Annotated in this window: 11 protein-coding genes; 9 read left to right on the plus strand and 2 right to left on the minus strand. The window is 33.9% G+C overall.

What is annotated here, in order from left to right:
• Positions 1 to 180 precede the first annotated feature (180 nt).
• On the minus strand, positions 181 to 558 hold the full coding sequence (locus CD33_RS00410) for a winged helix-turn-helix transcriptional regulator (RefSeq protein ID WP_036197073.1): 378 nt from the start codon (positions 556 to 558) through the stop codon (positions 181 to 183).
• 127 nt (positions 559 to 685) lie between these two features.
• Here CD33_RS00410 and CD33_RS00415 point away from each other — a divergent pair, with 127 nt between their 5' ends.
• On the plus strand, positions 686 to 1,267 hold the full coding sequence (locus CD33_RS00415) for an NAD(P)H-dependent oxidoreductase (protein ID WP_036197076.1): 582 nt from the start codon (positions 686 to 688) through the stop codon (positions 1,265 to 1,267).
• A gap of 516 nt (positions 1,268 to 1,783) precedes the next feature.
• Positions 1,784 to 2,389: a TetR/AcrR family transcriptional regulator gene (locus tag CD33_RS00420; protein ID WP_036197079.1), complete on the plus strand. Its 606-nt coding sequence runs from the start codon at positions 1,784 to 1,786 to the stop codon at positions 2,387 to 2,389.
• Between the two features lie 98 nt (positions 2,390 to 2,487).
• Here CD33_RS00420 and tatA read toward each other — a convergent pair whose 3' ends face one another.
• Positions 2,488 to 2,688, minus strand: a complete 201-nt coding sequence (gene tatA / locus CD33_RS00425) for a twin-arginine translocase TatA/TatE family subunit (protein WP_036197081.1) — start codon at positions 2,686 to 2,688, stop codon at positions 2,488 to 2,490.
• A 330-nt stretch (positions 2,689 to 3,018) separates the two neighbouring features.
• On the opposite strand from tatA, the gene CD33_RS00430 reads away from it, so the two are divergent.
• From CD33_RS00430 to CD33_RS20585, 7 genes are all read left to right on the plus strand, one after another.
• On the plus strand, positions 3,019 to 3,267 hold the full coding sequence (locus CD33_RS00430; RefSeq protein ID WP_036197082.1) for a hypothetical protein: 249 nt from the start codon (positions 3,019 to 3,021) through the stop codon (positions 3,265 to 3,267).
• A 13-nt stretch (positions 3,268 to 3,280) separates the two neighbouring features.
• The gene (locus CD33_RS00435; protein ID WP_036197084.1) at positions 3,281 to 4,042 is read left to right on the plus strand and encodes a gluconate 2-dehydrogenase subunit 3 family protein; all 762 of its coding nucleotides are present in this window, start codon (positions 3,281 to 3,283) and stop codon (positions 4,040 to 4,042) included.
• A 19-nt stretch (positions 4,043 to 4,061) separates the two neighbouring features.
• A complete protein-coding gene (locus CD33_RS00440; protein WP_036197086.1) occupies positions 4,062 to 5,771 on the plus strand; it encodes a GMC family oxidoreductase in 1,710 nt (569 codons plus the stop codon).
• Positions 5,772 to 6,249: 478 nt separating this feature from the next.
• A complete protein-coding gene (locus CD33_RS00445; RefSeq protein ID WP_373906668.1) occupies positions 6,250 to 6,504 on the plus strand; it encodes a cupin domain-containing protein in 255 nt (84 codons plus the stop codon).
• Positions 6,505 to 6,660: 156 nt separating this feature from the next.
• A complete protein-coding gene (locus CD33_RS00450; RefSeq protein ID WP_036197091.1) occupies positions 6,661 to 7,110 on the plus strand; it encodes a hypothetical protein in 450 nt (149 codons plus the stop codon).
• 162 nt (positions 7,111 to 7,272) lie between these two features.
• Positions 7,273 to 7,656: a nuclear transport factor 2 family protein gene (locus tag CD33_RS00455; RefSeq protein ID WP_036197092.1), complete on the plus strand. Its 384-nt coding sequence runs from the start codon at positions 7,273 to 7,275 to the stop codon at positions 7,654 to 7,656.
• 186 nt (positions 7,657 to 7,842) lie between these two features.
• On the plus strand, positions 7,843 to 8,039 hold a 197-nt coding region (locus CD33_RS20585; RefSeq protein WP_215490536.1), incomplete at its 3' end, for a hypothetical protein.

The following is an 8,039-nucleotide window of genomic DNA, read 5'->3' on the forward strand; positions in this document are numbered from 1 at the left end:
ACTCTACATCTGTAGGGTCTTTTTTGTTTGTAAAAAAATCGATATTCAACCCAAAGAAACTTGTCCTAAACTAACGATCACACAATATTAAGTTAAACCCCGAATTTTTTGTCAGTGGTATTATATAGTACTAGACAAAACTGGTACATGAAACTCGAACTGCCAACTAGGCGATCTTCTTTATTTATTATTTTTCAAGTTAGTTGTGACTTCAATTCTTTTTTCCAATTGTTCTTCTCCCCAATAGCAAATCGCATCCAATACAGGAATCAGTGATAATCCCTTTTCCGATAAACTATATTCCACTTTAGGGGGCACTTGAGGATATTCTTTGCGATTGATTAGTTGATCACCTTCAAGTTCTTTTAGAGTATTGGTTAATGTTTTAAAAGAAACAGTGCCAAGCATCCGTTTCAACTGGTTATAGCGAACAGGATTGCGGTGCATATATAAAGCATATAAAACCGTCATCTTATATTTACCGCCAATTAATGACAAAGTATATCCGAAACCGGTTTCCTCCAGGCGTTCTTTAAAAACATAGGATTCTTCTTCCATTTTATACTCTCCTTTAGGTTAGTATCGCACTTTAATTACCGTACTTGTTGTATGTTATAGCATAAAATAAAATGGATGTACATCAAAATATGATGCATGCAAGTAAGAGAAAAAGGAGGAACTAATTATGAAAACCATTGTCTATGTACATCCATGGGAAGGAAGTTTTAATCATGCAATCTTAACTTCCATAACAAAAGATTTAAATGCTAAAAGAGAAAAATTTCAAGTGATTGATCTATATAAAGACGGGTTTAATCCCGTCTTTACGGCTGAAGAATTAAAGCATTTTAATAGAGGAGAAACGCCTTACGAATTGGTTAAGGAATATCAGAAAAAATTAAGCCAGGCAACTGAATTGATCTTTATATTTCCTGTCTGGTGGTGGGATTTACCTGCTATTTTAAAAGGATTCATTGATAAAGTGATGTTGAGTGGCTTTGCTTTCCTGGAAGATAAAGAAACAGGCGCCTTGAAAGGATTATTGACAAATATAGAAAAAACAACTGTCATCTCAACTTCTACAACAGATAAAGAATATATTGAATCCGAAGGGGGAAATGCTATTCAAGGAGTCTTCATTAACCGAACTTTAGCTGACTTGGGAATTAAAAATGAACACACCAAATGGATTCACTTTTCTGGAGTTAATTTAACAACAGATGAGAAGAGAAAACAGTTTTTAGAAGAAATACCACAACAAATCTAATGTAGATTGAGTTGTTCTTTATTACATTTTTACGAACACGTGGGAAAAGAGTAAGCAAGGGAATGCTTTTATAAAGGTACTATACGATATAGCAGTTAAGGCTATGTGAAAAGAATTCATAATAATTTACTCCATAGTTACAGAGTTTTATTAAGGTAGAGCACCCCATAACCACCTTCAACAATCGCTCTAATTGTTGAGTAGGATTGTGTCTGTTTAGCAATAGGGACAGAATATTAAGGAATTAATTGTACTTATATTATAACCGATGAATAGTAAACGCGGTGAACAAAAACAACCACCTAAAACGTTGATTTGAAAATGTTTTAGGTGGTTTTATAATTTAAAGCGTATTAAATTTTTCTCTGGAATATCAATTGTATTGATATCTCTTAATAAAAAGGAAAGCTTTAATTTGCTAAATTTACAAATAAATAAAAGAAGGTTATTTAGCGTTTAAAGTGTTTAAGTAAATTGCTTTATATCATGATACAATTAATCTGGGTGATAAATAGGATGAAACAGGCAGATCCAAGACAAATAAAATCGAAAGAAAAGTTGCATGATGCTTATTTAAAATTACTCTTTAAAGGGCAAGAGCAATTTACTATCCAGAAACTATGTGAAATTGCAAATGTAACGAGACCGACATTCTATAAGATATATAAAGACATTCAGGAACTAAGATTGGATATACATAAAGCTGTGCTGGATGATTTAAAAGAAGCTCTAACGATAAAAAAACAGATACTGACAACTGAATTTACTCAAAATTTCATACCAGAGAACTTAACCTTATTGTTTCAACATATCCAATTAAAACACATTGTTTATGAAACATTTTTTATTTATCAGCCTGATGGTACCTTTATTAAGGAAGTAAAAGAAATAATAAAAGACTTCATAGAGGAAGGGATATTACTTTCACAATCACAGGGGAAATTATTGCCAGTGAATCTAAAATTACTAATTAAGTATCTTACTGGTGCTTATGTTGAAAGTATCATTTTCTGGATTGAAGAAAATTATGAAACCCCGATTGAAGAGATGGCTAAAAGTTTGATTGAAATGTCTTTACATGGTTCGTATATTCCCAACTCATTACAAAGAAGTGAAAAATAAATTACAAACTTATTAGATATTAAAAGGTTTGGCCAGATTAATGGTCAAACCTTTTTGGATTCGTTTACAAAACGTTAACGAAAATTGATAAAGGACGATTATTTAATCTTATCTTTCCCGGAGTCTTTTTCAAGTTTAATTTCCTCTGCTACCTCGTCTACCACATCTTTAGTAGAATCTTTAAATTCCTTTAAAGTTTGGCCTACTGCACGTCCGAGCTGTGGTAATTTTGCAGGTCCAAATAAGATTAAGGCGATAACTAAAATGATAATTAATCCGGGCACACCTATACTAGCCATTTCACATTCCCTCTCTTTTCTTAATATATAGTGCAATTAGTTTTGGAATTTAAAATGAAACAACATCTTAATCGCTTTAAATTAAAAACTCCTCTTGTCCCAAAAAATCTTCGATGTGCAGCCTTATTGATGAATAAAGTTCCCAATCTAACTCAACAACTGATTCCTCCATTCAGAGAAGCACAACAAACTATTTACCTATGATTATCCACCTTTTCCCCTTGGCAAATAGTAATAATAAATGATGTAGAATAAGAACTAATTTACAATATGTTAATTTTATCATAGAATGGCTAAGGTGAAATACTTTTTTTGAGGGGAGGTAGCAAATTGACTCATCATAATGAAGGTGAACTAAAAATGGTTATTCAATTGCTGTTAGGTATATTCATAGCATTTGTCTGCGTGCGCTTTTTATATGTCATTTCTTCGAATTACTCACCTGCCTATGTCATTGCTATAAGTTTAGGATTTTTATTTTTATATTTTCCTATGCGGAATATAAGGGAATTTGACACCTTTGCAAATACAGTCACGGGTATGAGTATTGTTTTTTCATTTATCTATTTAGCAAATTAAGGAGTGAAGTTATATGACTGAGAAGGAAGAAAAGAAATTTACCAGAAGAACTTTTATGAAGAATAGTGGAATTACCGTTGGAGGGATACTCCTTGGTTGGGGGGTAAGTGAACTATTCGGGGACGATCAGAAAAAAGGCACATCAACTGAAACAGTGGATCTTAGTCATACACATGCCAGCGGTGCCCATGCTTCAGAAGCATTACTTGTATTTACCTTGGAACAATACAGAGTTGTAGAAGCGGCTGTGGAACGCATCTTTCCGGAAGATGAATTGGGACCTGGAGCTAAATCATTAGGAGTGGCGGTATATATCGATCATCAACTGAACACGCCATGGGGAAATAGTTCAAGAGATTATATGGTTGGTCCTTTTAAACAAGGAACAGCTACACAAGGTTATCAAGGACGTCAAACGAATGCTCAAATATTCATGATGGGATTGGATGCATTACAAAAATATACAGAGAAAAACTATGGTGATAAATTCTATATACTATCAGCGGAACAGCAAGATGCAATTCTTGTAGATTTTGAGAATGCCTCAGGAGAAAACAAAGTACAAATCGATGGAATATCTTCTTCACAGTTTTTCCAAATGTTGCACAGTCTTACGATGGAAGGGCTATATTCAGATCCAGTATATGGCGGAAATAAAGATATGGGTGGTTGGAAGTTGAAAAATTATCCAGGCCATCAAATGACATATGTAAACATAATTGAAAAAGAAGAATTCGTGGTTATGGAACCGACTAGTTTAAGCTCAATGAAATAAAGAATGGAGAAAATAGATCATGGCGACAAAATTACCAAGTGTAGATGTAGTAGTAGTTGGAGTTGGTTGGGCTGGTGGGATTATTTCAGCTGAGCTAACAAAAAAAGGTTATAAAGTTGTTGGATTAGAACGTGGTAAAGAACGCAAAACAGAGGACTTTCTAAACGGGCACGATGAGTTGAAATACGCGCACAGAAAAGAACTGATGCAGGATTTATCCAAAGATACATTAACATTCCGAAATAAAGATTTGGAAGAAGCATTGCCTATGCGGAAAATGTCAGCATTCTCATTGGGAACGGGAGTTGGTGGAGCTGGCGTCCATTGGAATGGGTTTACACATTTATTTTTAGATTATGACTTTCAAATTCGTACAAAAACGATTGAACGATATGGGGAATCCAAAATTCCGGAGGATATGACGTTACAGGATTGGGGAATTACTGAAGAACTTATTGAACCTTACTTCAAAACATTTGTGGAGATGGCCGGTACTTCCGGTGAACAAAATCCTTTAAGACCTCGTTCTTGGGATTATCCAAATCCACCAATGAAAGTGACACCAAAGATGAAGCGATTCATCGATACAACAGAAGAAATGGGATTAAATCCATTTATCAGTCCATCAGGTAACCTGTCACAAAATTATACAAATCCAGATGGTGTTTCACGTGCTGCCTGCCAATATTGTGCATTTTGTGATCATTTTGGTTGTGAGTATGGAGCTAAATCTGACCCGTTGGTGACAGTTTTGCCAGTTGCTCAATCTACTGGAAACTTTGAATTGCGCGCTCATTCCAATGTGCTGGAAGTATTGCATGAGAACGGTAAAGCGACAGGTGTTCGTTACATAAATGTTTTAACAGGTGAAGAGTATATTCAAGAAGCTAGAGTTGTTATTTTATCTGCCTATACATTTACAAATACAAAGCTACTTTTAAATTCCAAAATAGGAACTCCCTATGATCCTGTTACACAAACTGGAGCAGTAGGTAAAAACTACGCCGACCACTTCTTGAGTATGGCATTCGGATTTTTTGATGATGAACAATTTAATGATTATGCCGGTGCAGGTGCATTGGGTGTTTCATTGGATGACTATAACGGTGATTTCTTCGACCATACAGAGTTAGACTTTATACATGGCGGACTGATTTCCATATCCCAAGTTGGGAATCGCCCAATAGGAAGTAACTTGGCGCCCCTTGGAACACCAGGCTGGGGAGCGGAATTTAAGAAACAATCTTTGTATTATTATAATCGTCAAATGATGGTATTCTCACAAACTCCGATGATGCCAAATCGCTATAACTACCTAAGTTTGGATCCAACATACAAAGATGAGTATGGTATGCCACTATTGCGTATGACTGTTAATTATTCCAAACAGGAGAATAATGCGCATAAATTTATGACGAACAAATGTGCAGAAATTATGGAAAATTTAGGTGCAACGCATATAATGGCTTTCGACCAACAAGGTGATTATAACATTGGTTCGTTCGTTCCGGAGCATAGTATTGGGGGCACGATCATGGGGGAAGACCCGGCCACTTCTGTTGTAAATAATTATTCACAAGTATGGGATGTTAATAATGTATTTGTGTTGGGTGCATCTACCTTTGCTAGTCAATCAGGAGTTAATCCAACTGGAACATTAGGTGCGTTAGCATATAGGGCAGCTGAAGGTATTGATAGTTTTTTAAAGGAACCAAAATTACTAGTATAATCTTATGTATGATAAGATTGATCGAAATCACGTCAAAACAGCTGAAATTATGTGTATTGATTTATTAATTAATACTACTGTACAAGCAAAGAAACAAATAAATAGCAGTTCATATTGAACTCTCAGGAACATTAGCTCAACTAAGATATGACCTAAGTGCAACTATAGATTGAGATGATATTTCCTCCGTTAAAAGGCGCAATTCTTGAGTAGAATTGTGCTTTCTTCAGCAATAGGTCCAGATCTCGGAACAAATGGATATTTATGTTGAAATATATGGGAATTGAGATCAAATATACTTGAACTGAAGAAGCAGATTAATAGAATAAACATAGGAATAATTAATCAATTAATCAATATAACAATAATGGAATAGATTCTGATTTTATATCTTTAAAGTATAGGAGGACATTATGAGTTTTATAGCTCTAACAAAGAAAGTGGTAAAGGGATTTCAAAATTCAACTCAAATTTTATTATGTCTCGTATTATTCAAACTGGTAATGGTATCGTAGGCTATCATCAAGCTATAGTGCCTCAACTTTTCTTAGTCTTGAACGGAGAAGGATTTGTCCGCAATGATAAAGAAGTGTATTTTAAAGTCCAGTCTGGTGATGCTGTATTTTGGGGAAAAGATGAATGGCATAAGACTAAAATTGAAGTAGGATTAACTGCTATTGTCATTGAAAGTGAAGAATTAACTCCTTCATTGTTTATGCCTTTAAAGAAATAAATGTTATTCAGCTAACGGGCGCGTTTCTTTAATAAGAAATGCGTCTTTATTCATGAAAAAGGCCATATTATTGAATAGAACTTCCAAAGAAAAATTGGATCATTATGTTAAAATTGTCGTAAGTTGTAGAGATTTTGCAAGAGGGGGAATATTTAAATGCTACAACAAATTAGAATAGGGAAATCGTTAGTAGAAGTCGATCTTGCTAAGACACGAGAATTTTATAGTAAAGATATAGAGGTTTGTAACTGCTTATACTGTAAAAATTATATTGAAGCATCTAAGATTTTAACGACTTCTGTTTCCGAAATATTCGATAAATTAGGGGTTCTCCCTACAAAACCAGCAGAGCTTTCCGAATTCCCTGCTGAGGAGGCTGAGACACGGTTATACATAGGAGATTATCATCTTGTTGGGAGAGTATTAGAAGGGGAATTGTGTACATCCTCTAACTTTAATGAACTGAATACTTTTAAGGTAGAGAATTTTACATTTGGGTTTTCAGAGGATTTAGCATATGTACCAGAAGGAATTCCATCCCCAGTGTTACAGTTGAATTTTGTTGCTAATATACCTTGGATTCTTAAAGAAAATCCAGATGATTAGTAAAAGTCATCTTCAACAAAAGATCGCGTTTTTCAATTATAGGGTCATATTGTGGAATAACATTCTTTTATGACGTGTTACCTTGGTGAAGTAGGAATAAAATTAGTGTAGGTAGAATAATGAATAAATGTAATTTATGCCAAAAAAAAGCGGGGAACAGTTATGGATTCTAATGAAATGAAAAGTTTAATCCAAAGTTATTTAAATGCGTATAACTCTTTTGATATTGATGCGATGTTACTATATTTGCATAGGGATATTGAATTTAGAAACATTTCGAATGGGGTAATTGATGCTGAGACAAAGGGAATTGAACAGTTTCGTGAATTAGCTGAACAGTCGAAAAAGATATTTTCACATCGACTTCAAACTATTAAAAATTACTCTATTACAAATGATAAAGTAGAAGTTGAGATTAACTATGAAGGAACTTTAGCAACAGATTTACCGAATGGGCTTAAAGCGGGAGAGAAACTTCAACTTAGTGGAAAATCGATATTTAAGTTTAAAGATAAAAAATTGAGGTTGATTGAAGATTACAGCTAAGTAAATAATTACTCTATCTATCGAAAGAAGATTTGGTAAACATGGATATTATTATGGATGTCAAATGCATTATTCCACAATTGGGCCAGATTGTTGAATAAACTATAATTGTAAAGTAGATTTATGGGGGATTTAAATTAAAGTAATGTTGCTTAGCTGACCCTAAACTTTAATTAGGAAAAGTTATTGAACAACGATACATTTAAACATTTCAATCACCTATTTCTAAAAGACTTTTTGATACAAGTGCAAATAAGAAAAACACCTATTAAAGAGCTACTCAAAATTGTTAAGGAATACCAATCAAAAATGAAGTATCACATTAAAGTAACAGCATGTATTTTGCAAAAAAATAATGCAGAAAATTGCAGAAGTTTTGTACA

This window comes from Ureibacillus sinduriensis BLB-1 = JCM 15800 (assembly GCF_000772955.1).
Lineage (GTDB): Bacteria > Bacillota > Bacilli > Bacillales_A > Planococcaceae > Ureibacillus > Ureibacillus sinduriensis.